Raw genomic sequence first — 21,075 nt, forward strand, 5'->3', positions numbered from 1 at the left:
ATGTACCTGATCAATGGCCAGTTGCGTGATGACGTCACCCCGGAAAGCGCCCTGCAACTCCTTCAAGAATCATTGCCTCGACTGCTTTCTGCACCGATCCATAACGAGACCGTCATCGAATCCGCCGCTCGCTTTGCGGCGCAGTTGCAAACTCGTAGCCTGGATCTGTCCCTCGACGACGATCAATATCAAGGGCTTATCGATTTCTGCCAACACAGCAACCTGAGCACCAAGCTTGAGCGGGAATTGGGCCCGCAACCGCGTTCGCTGCGGCGTATCGACTACCGCCAGCCAAGCTTCGAAAGCTGGCATCCATTAGGGCTGGTGGTGCATATCACCCCGGGCAACGCACCGATGCTGGCGTTCTTCGCGGTACTCGAAAGCCTGCTGGCCGGCAACATCAACTGGCTTCGCCCCAGCTCCAGCGATCAGGGGCTGACCGCGCAGTTACTCGCCGCCCTTGTGCGGTGCGACACCAGCGGCAGACTGGCCGAATTCGTAGCGGTTCTGCCGGTGGACACTTCTCATATCGCTCAACTCTGCGCCAAGGCCGATGGGGTGTCCGCCTGGGGCGGGGAAGCAGCGCTTAAATCGATCCGTCAGCAGATCCCGTCCGGCTGTCGCTGGATCGATTGGGGACACAAGATCAGCTTCGCCTACCTGTCATCTGACGCCGCGACGCCTTCGGCGCTCGATGCATTGGTGGATGAAGTCTGTCGACTGGATCAACAAGCGTGTTCCAGCCCTCAGTGGGTACTGGTGGACAGCAACGATCCGGCCGTCTTGCAGAGCCTCGGAGATCGACTGGCCGAAGCCTTCAACCGTCGCGCGCCACATTGGCCGGCGTTAACGCCGACAGATCAGGAAGCATCGGAAATTACCACCCGCACCGCCATGGCACGGCTCGATCAGTGCTTTGCCAATCAGACCGGCCAGGTGTGGACCGGCCTCGGATGGCGTGTTATCTGGGAGCACCATCAAACGCTCGCGCCGTCACCGCTGTTTCGTACGATTGTGCTCAAACCGGTTCCGCAGCATCTGCTCGCCGAGACACTGCAGCCCTGGCGCAACTTCCTGCAAAGCTGCGCGTTGATGTGTCCCTCGACAGAAACGCCCGAGCTCGTTCGAACATTGGTCAATGCGGGCGTCAGTCGCATTGCGCCTTGCCAGTCGATCCATGACGGATACACCGGTGAGCCCCACGATGGCGTCTACGCGCTGTCGCGCCTGAGTCGCCGCCTCTCGGTGAGTTTGCCCCCCCATGTGTCGTCGGGCCGTGCAACGCTCGACCCGGTTCCACCCGCCCCCGACACATCCAATGACCCGATCATGGACAAAGACACTTTTATGGCCCAGCCGATCGGATCCGCAGCACAGTTGTATTTCCGCTCCGGCGGTAGCAGCGGGACGCCGGCGCTGGCTGGCTTCAGCTATCAAGACTTTCAACGACAAATGCGCGCCGCAGCCGATGGCATGTTTTCCGTCGGGCTCGATCCGTCACAGGATCGGGTGATGAACCTGTTCTACGGCGGCAACCTTTATGGTGGTTTTTTCAGTTTTTCCAACATTCTTGAACAGATGGGTGTTGTGCATTTGCCCATGGGGGCTCCACAGGACGATGACTTCAGCGAAATCGCCCGACTGATCGTGGAGCAGCGTGTCACCGTGCTGATCGGCATGCCCAGCACGCTGCATCGCCTGTTTCTCAAAGAGCAGGCCCGACTTCGCGCTTATGCCGGTATCGGCAAAGTGTTCCTGGGCGGCGAACATCCGGGAGAAGCCAGTCGGCGCCTGATGGAAAGCTGTGGGGTGTCGACGATTCGCTCCGCCATCTATGGCTCCGTCGATGCAGGCCCCCTGGGGCATGCCTGCCAGGCAACGGCGGACGGCGTATTCCATTTGATGAGCGAAACCCAGCATCTGGAAATCGTTCAGCTCGAACAGGATGTGCCGGTACAGGCCTATGAGATCGGCCGCCTGCTGTTTACGTCCCGCGCCCGGCAAGGTCAGCGCGTGCACCGATATGACATCGGCGACACCGGCCGCTGGATATCCGGAGCCTGCCCTTGCGGACTGGAGACGCCACGATTCGAACTGCTGCAGCGGCACGGCAAACTGGTGCGCATTGGCACGGAGTTCATTGCGCCTGCGGCGCTGGAACTTAGTGTGGGATCCCCCATTCAAGTGGTCCTGGACCACACCACCGACGGGATCGAGCGAATGCACGTTCTCGCAGATGCAGACGCCGCGTGGGTACACGAAAAACTGCTGACCCACGAAGCCTTGGCGAATGCGGTGAGCGCTGAACTTTTAATTGTGGAGGTGACGACATGCGCTGAACAAGCATTCACCCGAAACAAACACAGTGGCAAAACCCCCTTAATTATCGATCAACGAAAATAAAAAAGTCGACGCAAGACGTCCACTATAAAAGAGAATCCCGTGAAGCCAACTTATTCGCTTGAACAACTCGTACCTTATATAAGACAACACTCCAACTTCTACCGTAAACATCTGGAACACTTGCCCGCGAACGGGCTTACTTTAAAAGATCTGCCATTAACCCATGTGGCCGACTATTGGTCCGGTAGTAACGACTTGAGTCATTGGCCAGTCCTGACCGGAGATGTCGATGGCGCACTGGTATTTAAAACCGGAGGCTCGACCAGCCAAGGCAAACTTGCGGTTTACTCCCACGAGGAATGGCATGCCTTTGTCAGCACGTTCGGCGCCAGCCTCTCAGCTCAACTGAACAACGGCGACCGGGTTGCCAACCTGTTTTTTTCAGGGGATCTCTACGCCAGCTTTCTGTTCGTCCACGACTCCCTGGCCCATGTCGAGCGATCCATCTGTGAGTTTCCGTTTACCGGAAGTGTCGAGCCGGACGTATTGGCGGATGCCATAGAGCGGTATCGGATCAACGTTCTGGCCGGAGTGCCGGCACAACTGCTGCGATTCTGCGCCTACCTGGCGCAGCATCGGCGTGTGTTGTGCGGGGTCGAGACGCTGTTGTATGGAGGTGAAAGCCTGTTTGCCCCGCAGTTGGCAATCCTCGCAGAAGTGTTTCCCAACGCCCGTATCGCCTCCATTGGCTATGCAAGCGTAGACGCCGGACTCATAGGCGCCAGCGCTCGCGACTGTGCATTAGGCGAACATAGAGTGTTCGAACAGCAAACCCTGCTGGAAATCGTCGACGAACACACCGGTGAAGTGATTGAAGAATGCGATCGCACCGGGTTGTTGGTACTGACCAACCTGACACGCCGGCTTATGCCGCTGCTGCGTTACCCGGTGGGTGACCGTGCCTGTTGGCGTGAGCCGGCCGCAACCCCGAGGCGTAAATTCGCGCTCAAAGGGCGCAGTGCCCACAGCCAACGAATACGAGTCGGTGTGCTGTCGCTGTTCACCGAAGAAATACACGAGATCGTTCAGCGTGTAGCGCACAGCGAACAATGGCAATTGCTGATCGAACAGACCGGCCCCAAGGATGTGTTGAGCGTGAAGTGGGTGCCTGAACTTCAGTTACAGGACGTCGAACCGGTGCTCCGCGCATTGCGTGAAGCGCTGCTTGCCCACTACCCCGCCATCGACGATCTGAGCCGCGAGGGTTTGCTGGAGTTTCGAGTATTGTCCTGCGCAACCACAGACCTGAAGCTTCACCCGCGTTCGGGCAAACAGCTGCGGGTGCTGGATTTGCGAGTGTATGACGTTCCCCGGCTGGAGTTCGCGTGATGACCCGGTTGACAGTTCGCCCCTACCACCCCAGCGACGCAGACGCAGTGAGCCGATTGTTTCAAGAAGTCTACGGCGATGATTACCCTCAGCCGGATGTTTACCTGCCGAACATGATCAGTCAGCACAATGCCGAGGGTCACTGGCAATCAATGCTGGCTGTGGACGATGCAAACGTTCTCGGGCATGCCGCGTTGCGACGCGACACGCCTTCGAATACCGCGGAACTGGCCCTCACCGTGGTACATCCCGCTGCCCGGGGACAGAGTCTCGCGACCCGCCTGAGCCGCGAACTGCTGAGGCAGGCAGGTTCTCTGGGGCTTAAAAACGTCTCGATCAAGCAAGTGACCCACCATCCCTACACGCAACGCATGGCAAAAAAAATCGGTTTTCACAGCACTGGACTGCTTCCCGATTACGTCCCTTCGCCATTGGCCAAACCACTCCTGGAAACCATGGTGATGGGCTGCCATGTCATCGAAGGACACGCACGGCCGCTCCCCGACATCCCTTGGCCCGAAAGCTGCCGAGCGCTCATGCAGCACTTGTGCTCGGTGTTCGGAACTCACCAGGACACGCCGCGCCTCGCGATGCCCTTGCAAATCGAGCAAAATCAGCATCGAGTCGACATAGTCATTCAGCGCTTGAACAAAGATTTGCTTGATCAACTCTGGCGACTGCCCAGGCACTGGCTGATCTCGGCACGACTCGAACTGTCCCGACACTTCGCCCAGGACTTGCGCAGCTTTTCGGCGCTGGGCTTCGCCTTTACCGGCCTGATGCCTACATCAAGTGACAATGGCTGGTTCGCGCTGTTTCATCGGGGCGTGCAGGTTCGATCCCTCGATCTGGACTGCGCGTACATGCAACAGTTGCATGAAGATTTGCAGCAGAACGCAACCGTCACGAAAACAGACGCCCCCCTGGGTGCCCGCTCAGCCGCGTGAGCCCTTTCTATAAAAACCATTAGCCGGCTGGGAACAGAGCTCCACCATCCAGTCGACGAACACCCGCACCCGCCGGGACAACTGGCGGTGAGGAGGATAGAGCGCCGTCAGCGGCATACCCGGTGGCGGCACATCCCTCAGGACCTCGATCAAACGCCCCTCCTTCAACTGGCGGGCAACGTGATAGTACGGGGCCTGGACCAGACCATACCCCGCCTCACACGCCGCCAGATAACCATCGGAGCTGTTGACCGAGACGTGCTTGGGCAGGTCGATCAGCCGCAGCTGGTCATCGACAACGAACTCCAGTCCGTAGCGTTTGCCTGTGCTGTTGGAAAAGTATTCCACCATCTGATGCCCCTTCAGGTCCTCCAGACATAGCGGAGTCCCACAACGCTGCAAGTATTCGGGACTCGCACACGTGACCTGATCCAGCGTGGCCAGCGGCCGCGCCACCAGTGAGTCGTCCAGGGCCGAGCCGCCCCGCAACACGCAATCGACACCTTCGCGGATCAGATCCACAGGCCGGTCATTCAAACCGATTTCCAGCTCGATCAAGGGATAGCGTGCAGTGAATTGCGGCAATGCCGGGATCACGATCAAACGCCCCACTCCCGCCGGCATATCCACTCGCAGCAGCCCTTTGGGGTTGTGGCGAGCAGCGGAGAATACAGCTTCGGTTTCCTCCAGATCCGCCAGCAACCGCACGCAACGCGGGTAATAGGCTGCGCCATCGAGCGTCAGGCTGATTTGCCGAGTGGTGCGTTGCAGCAACTGCACGCCCAGATGCGCCTCAAGTTGCTTGATCAAAATGGTTACGGAGGCACGCGGCAATTGCAGGCTGTCCGCCGCCTTGGCGAAGCCGCCCAGCTCGACGATTCGCGTGAACACACGCATGGCGTTTAAACGATCCACGGTCAGGACTCGATGATTATTTAGAAATTACGAACAGTGATAGCACTTTTAGCCGGTTTATCTTCGTTCTGTCGAGATCGACACTAAGCGCCCACATCCACAGGGAGTTCATTTCATGCAAACACGTCAACTGGGCAAGAACGGACCACAGGTATCAGCCATCGGTCTGGGCTGCATGGGCATGACCGATTTCTACACCACGGGTGTGGACACCCGCGAAGCCACGGCAACGTTGCATCGCGCGCTGGAGTTGGGGATCAACCTGCTCGACACGGCAGACATGTACGGCCCACACACCAACGAAGAGCTGATCGGCAAGGCGATTGTCGGCAAGCGTGACCAGGTGTTTCTGGCCAGCAAGTTCGGCATTGTCCGCGACCCGTCCAACCCCGGTGCGCGAGGCGTCAACGGTCGTCCGGAATACATTCGCGCGGCGATCGACGGCACCCTCAAGCGCCTGGGCGTGGAAACCCTGGATTTGTATTACCAGCACCGCATCGATCCGCAGGTGGCCATCGAGGAAACCGTCGGCGCCATGGCCGAACTGGTGAAGGCCGGCAAAGTGCGTTACCTGGGATTGAGTGAAGCCTCGGTTGCCACACTGGAGCGAGCGAACAAGGTTCATCCGATCAGCGCCCTGCAAAGTGAATATTCGCTGTGGAGTCGCGATCAGGAAGAGAACTGTTGCCTGGCCGCATGCCAGCGCCTGGGCGTGGCCTTTGTACCTTACAGCCCGTTGGGCCGAGGCTTTTTGACCGGGGCACTGCAAAGCCCGGATGACTTCGCCGCCGACGACTACCGTCGCTTCAGCCCGCGTTTCCAAGGGGAAAACTTTGCCAAAAACCTGTTGCTGGTGCAGCAGGTACAAACGCTGGCCGCCGACAAGGGCGTGACGGCCGGCCAACTGGCCTTGGCCTGGGTCTTGGCTCAAGGGGATTACCTGATCCCGATTCCGGGCACCAAACAGCGTAAATACCTGGAAGAAAATGTGGCCGCGCTGGAGGTGAAGCTGAGTCGCGAAGAGTTGCTGGCCCTTGAAGCGATATTCCCGGCCAATGCCACCGCTGGCTTGCGCTACCCAGAAGAGGTCATGAAGTTACTCGACCGGTAGCCGTTGCCTGGCCCGCTCGACAGTTCGAGCGGGCCAACGCTGCCAAGCATCAGGCCCTGGATTTGACGCCCTTGTCATTGGGGACCGTTGTCCCGTTGCCCTTGCCGTAAGTTTGCAGGTTCTGCAGTACGTAGATCGCCGTCTTGTATTCCGGGATCAAGCCAGCGGCGTACTTGTCACCCTTGATGCTGTTGCTCTGGATCGCGTCCAGTTGTGTGGCGAAATATTCCAGTGCATTAAACTTCGCATCCGGGTCTTTCTGTACGCCAAACCGGTCGAACTTGTCACCGGCATTCAGCAAGGTCATCGAAGTAATATCGGAAATCAGGCCTTTGCTTCTCAAGAATGCACTGAGATTACCCAGTTGTTTGGCGGAAACATTTTCCGGGTCGAAGCCCTTGATGTTCCGGTGCAGTTTCTGTTCATCCATTTTCGCCGTGTTCAGCACATTCGGATTGCTTCCCACCATTGCCAGCATCTGCTTGACCCTGGCGCTATGGGTGACAGGCTTGCTGCTGCCCGCGTCCCTGACCAGTAATCCCGCCTTGCTCGTCCAGCTACCTGTGTAACCGATTGTCATGACCGGACTCCCGACTGCGTGGCCGGATGCCCATCATCCAAAACACGCAAACGTCCTTGTGAGGCGACCATAAAAAGTTCCTTGTTTAACCGAGTTAAGTGCGGGCGAGTATCGACGCGCGCACTAGCGCGACCAACAAATATTTCTGTTTTTAACAATTTTTGTACATTTAAGATACATATCAAAAAATGCCTTGCTTCATTGGCCCGCAAGATCTTTTCGACAATGACGCAGACAACTAGACGGATCTCCATGTACGACTTGGTTAGTTCGTTTGTATCAGCAGCGGTACATCTACTGACGCAGTCTGTCGGGTGTACCGTGAATTCAGATATTGCGACTGCTTCGTAGTAGAACGCAGCCTTCACCCGCTGCTATGGGAATGCGTCGCGGCTAACGCTGCGGAACTTTCCTGTATTACTTCGAAACAATCCCCTGTCTCTTTGTTGGATAAACTGGTCAAAATGCATCTTTTTGGCCGCAACCCGAGACGAGATTCCCCATGCGAACCCAACTGCGTCTGGCCGCCCTGAGCGCCCTCTTTATCTCCTCCCTGACCCAGGCCGCCGACCTGATCCCGATCGAAGTTCACCGCGACGCCAATTGCGGCTGCTGCAAAAAATGGGTCAGCCATCTGGAAGCCAACGGTTTCAAGGTCGAAGACCACGTTGAAGCCGACATGAGCCAGTTCAAGCAACAACACGGCGTGCCGCCACGCCTCGCGTCCTGCCATACCGCTTTGATCAACGGCAAATTCGTCGAAGGCCATGTGCCTGCCGAGCAAGTGCTGGCCTTGAGCAAGCGTGACGACCTGTTGGGCGTTGCCGCCCCCGGTATGCCGATGGGCTCGCCCGGCATGGAAATGGACGGCATGAGCGACGCCTATCAGGTGATCGGCCTGCAAAAGGATGGCACTGACGTGGTGGTGGCGGACTACCCCGCCCATTGATGCTCGGCGCCTACTTCGGGCTGTTTCTCGCGGCGTTCGGCGCTGCGAGCCTGCTGCCCTTGCAGTCCGAAGCAGTGCTGGTGGGGCTGTTGCTCAGCGATCGGTATTGGCTCTGGTCGCTGCTGGCAGTGGCAACGCTGGGCAACGTGCTGGGCTCGCTGCTGAACTGGTGGCTGGGGCGCGGCATCGAGCGGTTTCGCGAACGGCGCTGGTTTCCAGTCAGCCCTCGTCATCTTCAACAAGCCCAAAAACACTATCAGCGCTACGGTCATTGGTCCTTGCTGCTGAGCTGGGTACCGATCATCGGCGACCCGCTGACGCTGGTGGCCGGCGTCATGCGCGAACCGCTGGGGCGTTTCCTGATAATCGTGACCCTCGCCAAGGGCGCTCGCTATGGCGTGCTGGCCGTGGCCACACTAGGCTGGATGGGTTGCTCGGCTGGCTGAACAAAACCAATCCCGTTCGTTGATGAGGTAAGGCTGATGGCGGTGCAGATTGCAGTGATCGATGACTGGCAGGACGTGGCACACGACGTGGTGGACTGGTCGATGCTGGACAGCATCGGCCAGGTGAGTTTTATCCATGACTACCCCGCCGACAACGAAACCCTGGCCGAGCGCCTGGGCGCCTTCGAGGTGATCTGCGTGATGCGCGAGCGTACCCGGTTTGACGAGGACCTGCTGCGCCGCCTGCCCGCCCTCAAACTGCTGGTCACCGGCGGCATGCGCAACGCCGCCCTGGACCTGAAAGCCGCCGCCGCGCTGGGCATCCAGGTCTGCGGCACCGACAGCTACAAACATGCAGCGCCAGAACTGACCTGGGCACTGATCATGGCCGCGACCCGCAACCTGGTGGCCGAAGCCAACGCCTTGCGCGCGGGCTTTTGGCAGCAAGGCCTGGGCGGCGACCTGCAGGGCAAGACGCTGGCAATCCTCGGCCTGGGCAGCATCGGTCAACGGGTCGCCCAATTCGGCCAGGTGTTCGGCATGCGCGTCATTGCGTGGAGCGAAAACCTCACCAGCGAACGGGCCGCCGAAGTCGGCGTGACCTATGTCAGCAAGCAGGAACTGTTCGAACAGGCCGATGTGCTGTCGGTCCATCTGGTACTCAGCGAGCGCAGCCGAGGGCTGGTGGACGCTCAGGCGCTGGGCTGGATGAAACCCACGGCCTGGCTGGTCAATACCGCGCGCGGGCCGATTGTCGATGAGTCGGCGCTGATCAAGGCACTGCAGAAACAACGCCTGGCGGGTGCTGCGCTGGATGTGTTCGAGCACGAGCCGTTGCCCCGCCATCATCCGTTCAGGACGCTGGACAATGTGTTGGCCACGCCCCATGTCGGGTACGTCAGCCGACAGAACTATCAGCTGTTCTTTTTGCAGATGATTGAGGACATTCAGGCGTGGGCGGCCGGGGCGCCGGTTCGGTTACTGGGCTGAGACCGCGAAGAGGCCCTCAAACCCGCCACATTGCCCTGAATCATACGCACCGCAATGGTGCAATCCATTCCCCGTAGCGCCCAACTATCGAGACCTCCCGGTCCCGATTTGACCCGCCCCAAAAAACAAACCTGCACTTCGTCGGTGCGCTGCCCCTTAAAGCCCTCGTGTTTTGTACCCTCTCCCAACCGATTGTCGAACAATTTGTCCGGTTGACCGCCCCCCTCTAGGTTCTGGCCTAGACTGTTTTCGGGGAATAAAACCGAGTGGTCATTCGGTGAAATAAATAGAAACTTTTGGTGCTGGCTTCAGGTCAGCTGAAAGGTAGGGCACAGCGACTGGTGCATTCCTTGCAACAGCCACTTCACCCATTGAGCTTCAGCGCATGGGCAGCACTTGCTCACCGATGCGTAGCGCGTTTGCGCCCGGCCACAGGAATTGGCCAACACCGTTTGTGCCAGGCCTGGAATCAGATCAACAACACGGGGAGATGCATATGATCAGTACGGCGTTAGATGTTCAGGGAGAACGTGCTCTTCAGCAGGTCGGCGAAGCCAGTACCGTGGGGGCCCTTACCGCCAAATCGGTCAGTGCCCCGGTCACCAAGGCGCTGGCACCGGTAGTCAGTCAGAATCCCAACAAGAAGAAAGTGTTGTTCGTTACCTCGGAGATTGCCGATCTGGTGAAGACCGGTGGCCTGGGCGACGTTTCCGCCGCGCTGCCGCGAGCCATGGCTCACCTGCACGATGTCCGGGTATTGATCCCCGGTTACCCGCAAGTGCTGAACAGCGAAAACCCGATTCATATCATCGGTGAACTGGGCGGGCACGCCGCATTGCCGCCCTGCAAGATCGGGCGCATGGACATGCCCGACGGCCTGGTCATTTACGTGTTGATCTGCCCTGAACTGTACGAGCGCGAAGGTTCGCCTTACGGCGCCAACAATGGCCGTGACTGGCCAGACAACCATATTCGTTTCGCCCGCCTGGGCCTCGCGGCCGCCGATATCGCCGCCAACCTCGCACAAATTCACTGGTGCCCGGATCTGGTGCACGCCCACGACTGGCCCGCCGGCCTGGCCCCTGCTTATATGCACTGGCGTGGCCAACGCACCCCGACTCTGTTCACCATCCACAACCTGGCGTACCAGGGCGTCACCAGCCTCGGCTCATGCCCGGAACTCGGTATCCCCGCGCATGCCTTGCAACAGGAAGGCATGGAGTTTTACGGCAAGATGTCGTTCCTCAAGGCCGGCATGGCCTACTCGAGCCACATCACTACCGTCAGCGCCACCTATGCCCAGGAAATCACCACGCCGGCCTTCGGCTGCGGCCTCGACGGCTTTCTCGCCGCCAAGACCCAGCAAGGTCTGCTCAGCGGGATTCCCAATGGCATCGATGAAAGCTGGGACGCGGCCACCGATCCGCACTTGTTCTGCCCGTTCGGCATCGGCGACTGGGACGGCAAAGCGGTCAACGCGGCGCACGTTCGCCGGCTGTTTGGCCTGGATGATTCCGAAGGCCCGCTGTTCGCCGTGGTCTCGCGGCTGGTGTACCAGAAAGGCCTGGACCTGACCGAAGCGGTGGCCGAATACATTGTCGCCAATGGCGGGCAGATTGCGATCATCGGCCGTGGCGAACCGGAAGAAGAACAAGCCATGCGTGAGCTGGCGTTGCGCTTCCCCGGGCAAATCGGCGTGCACATCGGCTTCAATGAAACCGACGCCCGCCGGATGTTTGCCGGCAGTGATTTCCTGCTGATGCCTTCGCGTTACGAACCTTGCGGCCTGAGCCAGATGTACGCCCAGCGCTTCGGTTCATTGCCGGTGGCGCGCAATACCGGCGGCCTGGCCGACACCATTGAAAACGGCGTGACCGGTTTTCTTTTCGACGAATCCACCGTGGAGAGCTATCGCGAAGCCCTGAGCCGCGCGTTCAAGGTGTTCGCCTTCCCCGGCCTGCTCAACGCCATGCGTTGCCGGGCCATGGCGGCGCCCTTCAACTGGTGCAAGGCGGTCGAACCCTACGCCGAACTCTACGAACAACTGGTGGCTAAAGCGCTGGGTAAATCGGGCAAACAGTAAGAGGTTTTCAACGATGCCGTTACGGACCCTTGAGACCTGGCCCCACGGCGCAATCATGCTGGACGCCGAACACACGCGTTTTGCCTTGTGGGCGCCAGATGCGTTTTACGTCAGTCTTGAACTGGAAAACGGACAATCCCTGCCACTGCTGCCTCAGGCCGATGGCTGGTTTGTGATCAAGACCCGCTGCCCCGCGGGTACCCGCTACCGCTACAACATCGATGGCGAGCTGGAGGTGCCGGACCCGGCCTCCCGCGCGCAGGCGGGCGATATCGGCAGCCACAGCGTGGTGGTCGATCCCCTCGCCTATCGCTGGCAACACAGCGCCTGGCAGGGTCGGCCGTGGAACGAGGCGGTGATCTACGAACTGCATGTCGGTGCGCTCGGCGGCTTCAACGAGGTCGAGCAGCATCTGGCGCGGCTGGTCGAGCTGGGGATTACCGCCATCGAACTGATGCCGCTGGCGCAGTTTCCCGGCGAGCGCAACTGGGGCTATGACGGGGTTTTGCCTTACGCACCGCAGGCCTCCTACGGATCGCCCGAACAACTCAAACACCTGATCGACACGGCCCACGGCCATGGCCTGGCGGTGATTCTCGACGTGGTCTACAACCACTTCGGCCCGGACGGCAATTACCTGCATCGCTACGCCAAAGGCTTTTTCCGCGAAGACCAACACACCCCGTGGGGCGCAGCCATCGACTTCCGCCGGCACGAGGTGCGCGACTTCTTTATCGACAACGCGCTGATGTGGTTGCTGGAGTACCGTTTCGACGGCCTGCGCCTGGATGCAGTGCACGCCATCGACGACCCGGACTTCCTGCAAGAGCTGGCGCAAAGGGTCCGCCGGCAAATCGACCCGGCGCGGCACGTGTGGCTGATGGCGGAAAACGAGCACAACCAGGCCAGCCTGCTGGAGCAAGGTTTCGACGCGCAGTGGAACGACGACGGCCACAACGCCCTGCACGTTTTGCTCACCGGTGAAACCGACGCCTATTACGCCGACTATGCCCAAAACCCCACCGAACAACTCGCCCGCTGCCTGAGTCAGGGCTTCGTGTTTCAAGGCCATATCACCCGCCACGGTACGCCGCGCGGTGAGCCAAGCGGTCACTTGCCGCCGACGGCCTTCGTGCTGTTCCTGCAGAACCACGACCAGATCGGCAACCGCGCCTTTGGCGAGCGCCTGCATCAACTGGCCCGTTCCGAGGCCCTCAACGCCGCCACCGTATTGCTGCTGTTGTCGCCGATGATCCCGCTGATGTTCATGGGCGATGAGTTCGCCGCCGAGCAACCGTTCCTGTTTTTCACCAGCCACCACGGTGAACTGGCAGAGTTGGTGCGCGAAGGACGACGCAATGAATTCGCCGCCTTCAGCGCCTTTGCCGACCCGCACAAACGCGAGCAGATTCCCGACCCGAACGCGATGCAGACTTTCGAGGCGTCGCGGCCGAAGTTGACCGCCACCCGGCAGCCGCCGGTTTACGACCTGTATCGCCGACTGCTGCAAACCCGCCATCAACACATCATCCCGCACCTGCCCGGCACCCAGGCGTTGGGCGCGCAGGTACTGGCCGAAGGCGCGGTGACGGCACGCTGGCGGCTGGGCGATGGCCGTCAGCTGCGCATTGACCTGAACCTGCGCGACGCGCCCGTGGTCCACACCCCACAGGCCGACGCGACGTTGCTGTTCGAATACCCGCCGCACTCGGCCGGTCTGTTGGATCAGGGCACCCTTGCCCCGTATTGCGCGCTCGTCAGCCTCACAGCCGCAGTCCCTTTGCTACCCCCGGATGGAGAGCGACCATGAGCGATGCGCAACTGGAAATACTGGCCAGCCGAGCAGGCCTGGCCGTCGACTGGATCGACGCCAACGGCCGCCCACAAAAAGTCGCGCCGGCGGTGCTGCGCTCGGTACTCAGCGGGCTTGGCCATCCCGCCAGCACCGCCCAGGAAATCGACGCCAGCCTGCTGCAACTGCAGCAGGTGCAACAAACCCGGCACCTGCCGCCGCTGCTGACCTGCGACGTTGGCGTCGGTCTGAATCTGGCCCACTACTTCGCACCGCAGACCCCGTGTGAGATCCATCTCGAAGACGGCTCGCGACTCAACCTCAAGCTCGATGACAACGCTGTTTTACCCGGTTTGGTGCCGGTGGGTTATCAGCATGTCAGCATCGACGATCAGTCGTTCACCCTGGCGGTGGCACCCGAGCGCTGCTATAGCGTCGGCGACGCCGTTGACAGTCAAACCCCGCGTACCTGGGGCCTGAGCGTGCAGTTGTATTCGCTACGCCGCCCCGGTGATGGCGGTTTCGGCGATACCCAGGCCCTCGAAGATCTGGCCCGGGTGGCCGGAGAACGGGGCGCCGAAGCGTTGGCGATCAGCCCGCTGCATGCGATGTTCAGCGGCGACACCCAGCGTTACAGCCCTTATTCGCCGTCCAGCCGTTTGTTCCTTAATAGCCTGTACGCGGCGCCCGGGGCGATTCTCGGTGAGCGTGCCCTGCGCACCGCGATCGACGCCACCGGCCTAGCCGCCGAACTCAAGCACCTCGAAACATTGCCCCTGATTGACTGGCCCACGGCCGCCGAGGCCAAGCACCGGTTGCTCGAAGCCTTGTACGAAGGGTTCGTCCACGGCGAACATCCGTTGCATGCCGACTTCAGCAGCTTCCGTCACGCCGGTGGCGAAGCGCTGGAAAATCATTGCCGCTTCGAAGCGATCCAGGAAGCCCGTGCAAGGCGCGGTGAAAACCTCGACTGGCGCGAGTGGCCCGAGCAATGGCGTAACCCGCGCAGTGCCGCCCTGGCGCAATTTGCCGAAGAGAACTCAGCCCGCATCGGCTACTACGCGTTCTGCCAATGGCTGATTGCGCGCAGCCTTGAGCGCGCACAAACCGCCGCCCGTGGTGCCGGCATGGGCATCGGCCTGATCGCCGACCTGGCGGTGGGCGCCGACGGTGGCGGCAGCCAGGCCTGGAGTCGCCAGGACGAATTGCTCGCCTCACTGACCGTGGGTGCGCCACCGGACATTCTCAACCGCACCGGCCAGGGCTGGGGGATTTCCGCGTTTTCCCCCGAAGGCCTGGTGCGCAACGGCTTTCGCGCGTTCATCGAAATGCTGCGGGCCAATTTCGCCCATGCCGGCGGCCTGCGCATCGATCACGTCATGGGCCTGCAACGGCTGTGGGTGATCCCTAAAGATGCGCCGCCCAGCGACGGCGCCTACCTCTATTACCCGGTGGACGACCTGCTGCGCCTGCTGACCCTCGAATCCCATCGGCATCAGGCCATCGTCCTCGGCGAAGACCTCGGCACCGTGCCCGATGGCCTGCGCGAAAAACTCATCGCGCGCTCGATCCTCGGTATGCGCGTGCTGTTGTTCGAACAGGACAACACACACTTCAAGCCGATTCTCGACTGGCCGGACAACGCCCTGGCCACCACCAGCACCCACGACCTGCCGACACTCAATGGCTGGTGGCATGGCCGCGATATCGATTGGAGCGCGCGCCTGGGCCTGACCGACGCCACGGGTGAAATCGAATGGCGCCGCCATCGCGAACGCGAGCGCGAAGGCTTGCGCCGGGTGCTGAGCCAGGACCCGCAGAACTTTCGCGAAGAGCACCATGAAACCGATCAGGTGCTCGACGCCGCCATCCGGTTCCTCGGGCATACCCGCGCGCCGTTGGTGTTGTTGCCGCTGGAAGATGCCCTGGGTATCGAACAGCAGGCCAACCTGCCCGGCACCACCGACACCCACCCCAACTGGTCCCGCCGGCTGCCCGGCGACAGCGAGGCCCTGCTCGATGATCCGGATGCCGCCCGCCGCCTGGAACTACTCGCCTGCGCGCGACTTCAGGCGGCCGAGCGTGACCAATGAATCAACCGTTCAACCAGCCGCTGCGGGCGACCCTGCGGCTGCAATTTCATCAAGGCTTCACCCTGGATCAGGCAATCCCGCTGGTGCCGTACTTCGCCAGCCTGGGCATCAGCCATATCTATGCCTCGCCGCTGCTCGCCGCCCGCGCGGGCTCCCTGCATGGCTACGACGTGGTGGACCCGACCACGGTCAACCCGGAGCTGGGCGGCGAAGCGGCATTGCGCCGCTTGGTCGTTGCGTTGCGCGAACGCCACATGGGGCTGATCCTCGACATCGTCTCCAACCACATGGCCGTTGGCGGGGGCGACAACCCCTGGTGGCTCGATTTGCTGGAATGGGGACGGCTGAGCCCCTACGGCGAATTCTTCGACATTCAATGGCACTCGCCCGACCCGTTGATGGAAGGCCAGTTGCTGCTGCCTTTTCTGGGCAGTGATTACGGCATCGCCTTGCAGGACGGCACCCTGCCCTTGCGTTTCGATGCCCGGCGCGGCGCCTTCCATGTCGAGCACTATGAGCACCACTTCCCGATTTGCCCCACCGACTACGGCGAACTGCTCAAGGCCGATGAGCGATTAAATGCCGAGCAGGCTGAACTGCTCAAATCCCTGGCAGACCGCTTCAGCACTTTGAGTTACCAGAGCGATGCCCATAGCCTGGCGGTCCCACTGAAAACGGAACTGAGTGAACTGGCCAGCGATCCGGCCATCCTTGATGCCATCCAGCACACCCTTGGCACTTACGACTCGCTGACCCCTGAAGGTTTCCAGCGCCTGCACACGCTGCTGGAACGCCAGAGTTATCGCCTGGCCAGTTGGCGCACCGCGGCGGACGACATCAACTGGCGGCGCTTTTTCGATATCAATGAACTCGGTGGCCTGCGCGTCGAACGGCCGGCGGTGTTCGAGGCGACTCACGCAAAGATCTTCGAGCTGGTGGCCGAAGGTCTGGTCGATGGGCTGCGTATCGACCACATCGACGGCCTCGCCGACCCGCGCGGTTACTGCCGCAAACTGCGACGCCGGGTCGATCGCCTGGCACCAGGCCGGCACCTGCCGATCTACGTCGAGAAGATCCTCGGCGAAGGCGAAACCCTGCACCGCGACTGGTGCGTCGATGGCAGTACCGGTTACGAATTCATGAACCAGTTGTCGCTGCTGCAACACGACCCCGAAGGCGCCCGGACCTTGGGTGAGCTCTGGAGCCAGCACAGCGAACGGCCCGCCGATTTCCGCCAGGAAGCACAACTGGCGCGCCAACAGATTCTCAACGGCTCCCTCGCCGGGGATTTCGAAAGTGTTGCCCACGCCCTGTTGCAAGTGGCCCGGGATGACCTGATGACCCGGGACCTGACCCTCGGCGCGATCCGGCGGGCCTTGCAGGAACTGATCGTGCACTTCCCGGTGTACCGCACTTACATCAGCCCGTTGGGCCGCGCGGCCCAGGACGAGGTTTTTTTCCAGCAGGCCATGACCGGTGCCAGGCAAACCCTTGGCGAGGCCGACTGGCCGGTGCTCGATTGCCTGGCCGACTGGCTCGGTGGCCAACCCTGGCGCAAGCGTCCGGTGGGCCGCCCACGCAAACTGCTCAAGCATGCGTGCGTGCGCTTCCAGCAACTGACCTCACCGGCGGCGGCCAAAGCGGTGGAAGACACCGCGCTGTATCGCTCGGCGGTGCTGCTGTCGCGCAATGATGTCGGCTACAACACCGAGCAGTTCAGCGCCCCGGTTGCCGACTTCCATGCCGCCTGCGCCAACCGCCTCGCCGAGTTCCCCAACAACCTGCTGGCCACCGCAACCCACGACCACAAACGCGGTGAAGACACCCGCGCGCGGCTGGCGGTGTTGAGCGAGCGCAGTGCCTGGTACGCCGAACAGGTCGAGCACTGGCGAACCCTCGCGGGCGAACTGCGCACTGACCCCGGTGCGCCCTCGGCGGGCGACGATCTGATTCTCTATCAAGCGATCCTCGGCAGTTGGCCGCTGGAATTGCGTAGCGACGATCAGTCGGCGCTCGAGGACTACGCCAAACGCCTCTGGCAGTGGCAACGTAAAGCCCTGCGCGAAGCAAAGTTACAAAGCAGCTGGAGTGCGCCAAACGAGGCGTATGAACAGGCGACCCACGGGTTCCTCGAAAGCCTGCTGCTAAGCCCCGAAGGTCAATCATTGCGCGCGGCCATCGAGGCAGCCGCTCAACGCATTGCCGTCCCCGGTGCGCTGAATGGATTGGCGCAAACCTTGCTGCGAATGACCGTGCCGGGAGTGGCGGATCTCTATCAGGGCAACGAGTTCTGGGACTTCTCGCTGGTCGATCCGGATAACCGCAAGCCGGTGGATTACGTCAGCCGTCAGCAGGCCATGCAACTACCGCTTGGCCAGCCCGATATGTTGGCGAACTGGCGTGACGGGCGCATCAAGCAAACCCTGATCGCCCGGGCGTTAAACCGGCGTGCCGAGCATGCCGAACTGTTTCAAAAAGGCACTTATCAAGCCCTTGAAGTGATCGGCAGCCAGTCTCACCGGGTGCTGGCGTTTACTCGAGAATGGCAGGGAAAACGGGCCATCGTGACAGTACCGATACGCTGTGCCGGACTGCTGGAAAACAGTGCCGCCCCCCAGGTTGACGCGTCGCTGTGGGGCGATACCCGAATCAAATTGCCGTTCGCGGCCACCGAAGAACATCTGAAGGGACTTTTCACCAGCGTCGCAGTCACAAAACACAAGGAGCTGATGGTCGGCGCCGCGCTGGGGGATTTCCCGGTCAATCTCTTTACCCAAACTTGAGTTCAGTTCAGGAGCATTGCGATGAGTACCGACGAAAAACGCATTCGCGAATTTGCCTATCAAATCTGGGAATCCGAAGGAAAACCCGAGGGCCAGGAAGCCCGTCATTGGGAGATGGCCTGCAAACTGGCCGAGGCCGAAGCGCTGGCGCCCGGCAAACCTGCCAAAGCCAGCGGCAGCAAAACCACAAGCGCCAAGCCCGCGGCCGGTAAGCCCGACGGCAAGTTGGTCAATGCCAAGGGCATCGAAGCCAAACCCCGTGCCAAGCCCAAAGCCAAACCCGCCGCCGCTTCGGCAGTGGTTCCGCCGGGCGAAAAAACCACCGTGAAAAAGCCGCGCACCGCGCGTAAACCACCCGAGGTCTGACGCTTCACTGCCTTGTCCTGATTGACTTCGTGGCGAGCCCGCTCGCCACCGAGAGCGCATTCGCCCTCGAAAAAAAACGTGCAGGAGCAGCTATGACCAGTCCAAAGAAAACCGCGCCCGAACTTCACGAGGCCTCGCGAATTCGTGAAGGCTTGCCCTTCCCGCTAGGCGCGACCTGGGATGGCCTGGGAGTCAATTTCGCGCTGTTTTCGGCTAACGCGACCAAGGTCGAACTGTGCATCTTCGACGATGCCGGCGAGGTAGAGCTCGAACGTATTGAGCTGCCGGAATACACCGACGAGATCTACCACGGCTACTTGCCCGACGCCCATCCGGGGTTGATTTACGGTTACCGTGTGTACGGGCCGTATGACCCAGCCAACGGTCATCGCTTCAACCCAAACAAGCTGCTGATCGATCCCTATGCCAAACAGTTGGTCGGCCAATTGAAATGGTCCGAAGCGTTGTTCGGCTTCACCATCGGCCACCCTGATGCCGACCTCAGTTTCGATGAACGGGACAGCGCGCCCTTCGTGCCCAAATGCAAAGTGATCGACCCGGCCCACACCTGGGGCCACGACCATCGAGTCAGCGTGCCATGGGACAAGACGATCATTTATGAGACTCACGTACGCGGTTTCAGCATGCTTCACCCCGCCGTCCCCGAGAACCTGCGCGGCACCTTCGCCGGGTTGATGGTCGATGATGTGCTGGAACACATCCGCAAGCTCGGCGTGTCGACCGTAGAGTTGCTGCCGATCCATGCCTTCGTCAACGACCAGCATCTGCTGCACAAAGGCATGACCAATTACTGGGGTTACAACAGCATCGCGTTCTTTGCCCCGGACCCGCGCTACCTGGCCAGCGGCAAGATCGCCGAGTTCAAGGAGATGGTCGCGCACCTGCACGACGCCAATCTGGAGGTGATCCTCGACGTGGTCTACAACCACACCGCCGAGGGCAACGAACAAGGCCCGACCCTGTCCATGCGTGGCATCGACAACGCCTCTTACTACCGCTTGAGACCCGACGACAAGCGCTACTACATCAACGATTCCGGCACCGGCAACACCCTGGACCTGAGCCACCCGTGCGTGCTGCAAATGGTCACCGACTCCCTGCGTTACTGGGTCACGGAAATGCACGTGGACGGTTTCCGTTTCGACCTGGCGACCATCCTCGGCCGCTACCACGACGGCTTCGACGAACGGCACAGCTTCCTCGTCGCCTGCCGTCAGGACCCGGTGCTGCGTCAGGTGAAGTTGATTTCCGAGTCGTGGGACTGTGGCCCCGGCGGTTATCAGGTCGGGAATTTCCCGCCGGGCTGGGTCGAATGGAACGACAAATTCCGCGACACCGCGCGTGCGTTCTGGAAAGGTGACGACGGCCAGCTCGCCGACTTCGCCAGCCGTATGACCGCCTCCGGTGAGATGTTCAACCAGCGCGGCCGTCGACCGTATGCTTCGCTGAACTTCATCACCGCCCATGACGGCTTCACCCTCAACGATCTGGTGTCGTACAACGACAAACACAACGAGGCCAACGACGAGAACAATCAGGACGGCAGCAACAACAACCTGTCCTGGAACCACGGCGTCGAAGGCCCCACCGACGATCCCGAGATCAACACCCTGCGCCAGCGGCAGATGCGCAACTTCTTCGCCACGTTGCTGCTGTCCCAGGGCACGCCGATGCTGGTGGCCGGCGACGAGTTCGCCCGCACCCAGGAAGGCAACAACAATGCCTATTGCCAGGACAGCGAGATCGGTTGGGTCAATTGGGACCTGAGCGAAGACGGCAAGGCGCTGCTCAAGTTCGTCAAACGCCTGATCAAGTTGCGCCTGGCCTATCCGATCCTGCGGCGCGGGCGCTTCCTGGTGGGCAATTACAACGAAGACATCGGCGTCAAGGACGTGACCTGGCTGGCCCCGGACGGCAGCGAAATGTCCACCGAACAATGGGAAGAAGGCCACGGTCGCTGCATGGGCATACTGCTCGATGGTCGCGCCCAGGAAACCGGCATTCGCCGCAAGGGTGCCGACGCAACCCTGCTGCTGGTGGTCAACGCGCACCATGACATCGTCAACTTCCTGTTGCCGGAAGTGCCTGACGGTGGTTTCTGGACCTGCATGATCGATACCAATCAACCGTCGATTCGAGGCCAGGAACGCTTTGAGTTCGGTCGCCAGTATTCGGTCACCGGCCGTTCGCTGCTGCTGTTTGAATTGCAGCATGAGGAAGAAGAGTGAAAGGACACTAGCCGTAATGCAATCTGTAGCAGCTGCCGA

Annotated in this window: 15 protein-coding genes; 13 read left to right on the top strand and 2 right to left on the bottom strand. The window is 60.8% G+C overall.

Annotated elements, in window-relative coordinates:
- From PMI21_RS15520 to PMI21_RS15510, 3 genes are read left to right on the top strand one after another with little or no spacing between them, the layout of a single operon-like run.
- Entirely contained in the window at nt 1-2,403 is a 2,403-nt protein-coding gene (locus PMI21_RS15520; protein ID WP_007937853.1) for an aldehyde dehydrogenase family protein, read from the top strand.
- Nucleotides 2,404-2,442: 39 nt separating this feature from the next.
- Nucleotides 2,443-3,732, top strand: a complete 1,290-nt coding sequence (locus PMI21_RS15515; RefSeq protein ID WP_007937854.1) for an AMP-binding protein — start codon at nt 2,443-2,445, stop codon at nt 3,730-3,732.
- Nucleotides 3,732-4,679 (top strand): GNAT family N-acetyltransferase, encoded by a 948-nt coding sequence (locus PMI21_RS15510; RefSeq protein WP_007937856.1) that lies wholly within the window; start codon nt 3,732-3,734, stop codon nt 4,677-4,679. Before PMI21_RS15515 ends, PMI21_RS15510 begins: the two co-directional genes overlap by 1 nt.
- Here the strand turns inward: PMI21_RS15510 and PMI21_RS15505 are convergent.
- Nucleotides 4,668-5,594 carry a LysR family transcriptional regulator gene (locus PMI21_RS15505; RefSeq protein ID WP_007937859.1) on the bottom strand — a complete coding sequence of 309 codons (927 nt, stop codon included), beginning with the start codon at nt 5,592-5,594 and terminating at the stop codon, nt 4,668-4,670. The two genes, PMI21_RS15510 and PMI21_RS15505, sit on opposite strands and share 12 nt — an antisense overlap.
- 115 nt (nt 5,595-5,709) lie before the next feature.
- Here PMI21_RS15505 and PMI21_RS15500 point away from each other — a divergent pair, with 115 nt between their 5' ends.
- Entirely contained in the window at nt 5,710-6,705 is a 996-nt protein-coding gene (locus PMI21_RS15500; RefSeq protein WP_007937861.1) for an aldo/keto reductase, read from the top strand.
- A 49-nt stretch (nt 6,706-6,754) separates the two neighbouring features.
- Here PMI21_RS15500 and PMI21_RS15495 read toward each other — a convergent pair whose 3' ends face one another.
- Nucleotides 6,755-7,285 (bottom strand): hypothetical protein, encoded by a 531-nt coding sequence (locus PMI21_RS15495; RefSeq protein WP_007937863.1) that lies wholly within the window; start codon nt 7,283-7,285, stop codon nt 6,755-6,757.
- Between the two features lie 502 nt (nt 7,286-7,787).
- Here PMI21_RS15495 and PMI21_RS15490 point away from each other — a divergent pair.
- From PMI21_RS15490 to glgX, 9 genes are all read left to right on the top strand, one after another.
- Complete coding sequence (locus PMI21_RS15490) at nt 7,788-8,234, top strand: DUF411 domain-containing protein (RefSeq protein ID WP_007937865.1); 447 nt, start codon at nt 7,788-7,790, stop codon at nt 8,232-8,234.
- On the top strand, nt 8,234-8,680 hold the full coding sequence (locus PMI21_RS15485; protein ID WP_007937866.1) for a YqaA family protein: 447 nt from the start codon (nt 8,234-8,236) through the stop codon (nt 8,678-8,680). The genes PMI21_RS15490 and PMI21_RS15485 overlap by 1 nt, the downstream gene beginning before the upstream one ends.
- A gap of 36 nt (nt 8,681-8,716) precedes the next feature.
- A complete protein-coding gene (locus PMI21_RS15480; RefSeq protein WP_007937868.1) occupies nt 8,717-9,670 on the top strand; it encodes a D-2-hydroxyacid dehydrogenase family protein in 954 nt (317 codons plus the stop codon).
- A 496-nt stretch (nt 9,671-10,166) separates the two neighbouring features.
- A complete protein-coding gene (gene glgA / locus PMI21_RS15475) occupies nt 10,167-11,753 on the top strand; it encodes a glycogen synthase GlgA (protein WP_007937870.1) in 1,587 nt (528 codons plus the stop codon).
- A gap of 13 nt (nt 11,754-11,766) precedes the next feature.
- On the top strand, nt 11,767-13,563 hold the full coding sequence (treZ, locus tag PMI21_RS15470; RefSeq protein ID WP_007937872.1) for a malto-oligosyltrehalose trehalohydrolase: 1,797 nt from the start codon (nt 11,767-11,769) through the stop codon (nt 13,561-13,563).
- Nucleotides 13,560-15,638 (top strand): 4-alpha-glucanotransferase, encoded by a 2,079-nt coding sequence (gene malQ, locus PMI21_RS15465; protein ID WP_007937874.1) that lies wholly within the window; start codon nt 13,560-13,562, stop codon nt 15,636-15,638. Before treZ ends, malQ begins: the two co-directional genes overlap by 4 nt.
- A complete protein-coding gene (locus PMI21_RS15460) occupies nt 15,635-18,421 on the top strand; it encodes a malto-oligosyltrehalose synthase (protein ID WP_007937876.1) in 2,787 nt (928 codons plus the stop codon). The genes malQ and PMI21_RS15460 overlap by 4 nt, the downstream gene beginning before the upstream one ends.
- A gap of 21 nt (nt 18,422-18,442) precedes the next feature.
- Nucleotides 18,443-18,787, top strand: coding sequence for a DUF2934 domain-containing protein (locus PMI21_RS15455; protein ID WP_007937878.1), 345 nt, complete (start codon nt 18,443-18,445; stop codon nt 18,785-18,787).
- Between the two features lie 92 nt (nt 18,788-18,879).
- Nucleotides 18,880-21,036, top strand: coding sequence for a glycogen debranching protein GlgX (gene glgX / locus PMI21_RS15450; RefSeq protein WP_007937880.1), 2,157 nt, complete (start codon nt 18,880-18,882; stop codon nt 21,034-21,036).
- The last annotated feature ends 39 nt before the right edge of the window (nt 21,037-21,075 follow it).

Source organism: Pseudomonas sp. GM18 (genome assembly GCF_000282195.1).
GTDB lineage: Bacteria > Pseudomonadota > Gammaproteobacteria > Pseudomonadales > Pseudomonadaceae > Aquipseudomonas.

Excerpts from the sequence above, each read along its gene's own strand:
- PMI21_RS15520 (WP_007937853.1), top strand. The coding sequence starts at position 1 with ATGTACCTGATCAATGGCCAGTTGCGTGATGACGTCACCCCGGAAAGC.
- PMI21_RS15510 (WP_007937856.1), top strand. The coding sequence starts at position 3,732 with ATGACCCGGTTGACAGTTCGCCCCTACCACCCCAGCGACGCAGACGCA.
- PMI21_RS15500 (WP_007937861.1), top strand. The coding sequence starts at position 5,710 with ATGCAAACACGTCAACTGGGCAAGAACGGACCACAGGTATCAGCCATC.
- PMI21_RS15495 (WP_007937863.1), bottom strand. The coding sequence starts at position 7,285 with ATGACAATCGGTTACACAGGTAGCTGGACGAGCAAGGCGGGATTACTG.
- PMI21_RS15490 (WP_007937865.1), top strand. The coding sequence starts at position 7,788 with ATGCGAACCCAACTGCGTCTGGCCGCCCTGAGCGCCCTCTTTATCTCC.
- PMI21_RS15485 (WP_007937866.1), top strand. The coding sequence starts at position 8,234 with ATGCTCGGCGCCTACTTCGGGCTGTTTCTCGCGGCGTTCGGCGCTGCG.
- PMI21_RS15480 (WP_007937868.1), top strand. The coding sequence starts at position 8,717 with ATGGCGGTGCAGATTGCAGTGATCGATGACTGGCAGGACGTGGCACAC.
- glgA (WP_007937870.1), top strand. The coding sequence starts at position 10,167 with ATGATCAGTACGGCGTTAGATGTTCAGGGAGAACGTGCTCTTCAGCAG.
- treZ (WP_007937872.1), top strand. The coding sequence starts at position 11,767 with ATGCCGTTACGGACCCTTGAGACCTGGCCCCACGGCGCAATCATGCTG.
- malQ (WP_007937874.1), top strand. The coding sequence starts at position 13,560 with ATGAGCGATGCGCAACTGGAAATACTGGCCAGCCGAGCAGGCCTGGCC.
- PMI21_RS15460 (WP_007937876.1), top strand. The coding sequence starts at position 15,635 with ATGAATCAACCGTTCAACCAGCCGCTGCGGGCGACCCTGCGGCTGCAA.
- PMI21_RS15455 (WP_007937878.1), top strand. The coding sequence starts at position 18,443 with ATGAGTACCGACGAAAAACGCATTCGCGAATTTGCCTATCAAATCTGG.
- glgX (WP_007937880.1), top strand. The coding sequence starts at position 18,880 with ATGACCAGTCCAAAGAAAACCGCGCCCGAACTTCACGAGGCCTCGCGA.